Here is a 1860-nt window from a genome sequence, read left to right as displayed (position 1 = left end):
GCGCTGGCGCTTAATCGGGCTGGCCGTTCGCGTACTAGTTTTGAAGAAGCCGTGTTTGAGCAGTGTTTCGGCTGTGAAGCGTATATGTTCGGACATCAGCCGTACGGCACGATCCGCATCACGGTCGATGAAAGCATCCGCTATGCACCGATGTTCATCATCCAGATCGCGATCTGGACGCGAAGCGGCTGCGGCGAACCAACGATAACGGTCTCCCTGGGCTGCAAGGGTTTCTCTCATACGAAGCAACCAAGGGTTGTCGCATGCCGATACGAAAGCTCGATGCAACTGGTCATGAGCCTCCGCCCACTCGCTAGTCACTCGGCCATCCTCGCCATAATGCTGGGTACGTGTTAGGCCATGGAGCGCAGAAACGATGGCTTGTTCCCATGCCAGGTCGCCGGCATCGATTGCGCGCCGGATGCACATTTCCTCAATCGGGATCCGTGCATCTGTCAGTTGGCGCAAGTCCACTTCCGTCAGAAGTGATGCGCGAAATCCCTTCTGAGGCTCGGCAATGACCAACCCTTCCGCCGTCAATCGCGCCAAGGCTTCGCGCACCGCGCTCATATTCACGTCCAGCGATGTGATGAGATCGGTAATCTTGAGCTTGGCGCCAGGCGCGACCCGACCAAACAGAAGCAGCGCCCGCAGGCGTTGATATGCGTCTTGGGTCAGGCTTGGCAAAGCGGAGTTTGGTTCAGACATGTCGAATTGCCTACCGCATGGCCCTGAAAATATCTAGTCGGTCAATAATGTCGATATCTCCTTGACGTATCGATATTATAACTGGCATCTCTTGTGTCTGCCCGTTAGGGGACGGACGGAGAGGAGCTGTGATGAAAAACAAGGTTGTGATCACCTGCGCCATCACGGGTTCGGTGCACACGCCGACCATGTCAGACGCATTGCCGATAACGGCGGATGCCATTGCGGAACAGGCAATCGCAGCAGCGCAAGCGGGGGCGGCCATCCTTCATCTTCATGCACGGGACCCGAAGGATGGGCGTCCAAGTGCCGACCCGAAGTTGTTCATGGGGTTCTTGCCGAGGATCAAGCAGGCGACGGATGCGATCTGTAATCTGACAACTGGCGGAAGCGTCAAGATGACGCTGGATGAGCGTCTTGCCGCACCTTTGATGACGTCGCCTGAAATGTGTTCCCTGAACATGGGGACGATGAACTTCGCGCTCCATCCGATGGCCGATCGTTACAAAAACTGGAAATATGATTGGGAAGAATCCTATCTCCGTGAATCAGACGATGCGATCTTTCGGAACACGTTCCGTGACATCGAGAAAATCTATCGCGCCCTCGGTGAAGAACATGGCACCAAATTTGAGCACGAGTGCTACGATGTAGGACATCTTTATAACCTTGCCCATTGTGTGGATAAAGGACTCTTCAAGCCACCGTTCTTCCTCCAGTTCATCTTCGGCATTCTTGGCGGTATTGGGCCTGAGCCGGAAAATCTCATGTTCATGAAAAATACCGCCGACCGTCTTTTCGGGGATCAGTATGTCTGGTCGGTTCTTGGTGCGGGTCGCGCGCAGATGCCGTTCGCCGCGCATTCGGCATTGATGGGCGGGAATATTCGCGTGGGCCTGGAAGACAGTCTGGGTATCGGCAGGGGGCGCCTGGCCTCCAACAATGCCGAGCAGGTCGCAAAGATCGTTCGGATCGTCGAAGAGTTCGGCCTCTCGCCCGCGACACCCGAAGAGGCGCGCGCGCTTCTGGGTCTCAAAGGTGCCGACCGGGTCAGGTTTTAGGCTGGCCATGCGGTACTTTTTCGAATTCGATGTGACCGTGCCGCAGAGCATGCCGCACGAGCAATTCCAGCAAATGCGGGATCAAGAACGG

At 56.0% G+C, this 1860-nt stretch carries 2 protein-coding genes; one reads left to right on the top strand and one right to left on the bottom strand.

All coding sequences use genetic code 11. The annotated features are described in order from the left end of the window. Positions 1-708 (bottom strand): GntR family transcriptional regulator (locus WG908_RS16410; protein ID WP_340187582.1); only part of this gene is annotated, 708 nt, incomplete at its 3' end. Between the two features lie 131 nt (positions 709-839). On the opposite strand from WG908_RS16410, the gene kce reads away from it, so the two are divergent. Beyond that, positions 840-1769: a 3,5-dioxohexanoate:acetyl-CoA acetone transferase gene (gene kce, locus WG908_RS16405; protein WP_340187581.1), complete on the top strand. Its 930-nt coding sequence runs from the start codon at positions 840-842 to the stop codon at positions 1767-1769. Positions 1770-1860 lie beyond the last annotated feature (91 nt).

This window comes from Sphingobium anseongense, assembly GCF_037725245.1.
Taxonomy (GTDB): domain Bacteria; phylum Pseudomonadota; class Alphaproteobacteria; order Sphingomonadales; family Sphingomonadaceae; genus Sphingobium.
This window is presented reverse-complemented; position numbering and strand designations above follow the sequence as displayed.

Coding starts and splice junctions, on each gene's coding strand:
- kce (WP_340187581.1), top strand. CDS start 840: ATGAAAAACAAGGTTGTGATCACCTGCGCCATCACGGGTTCGGTGCAC.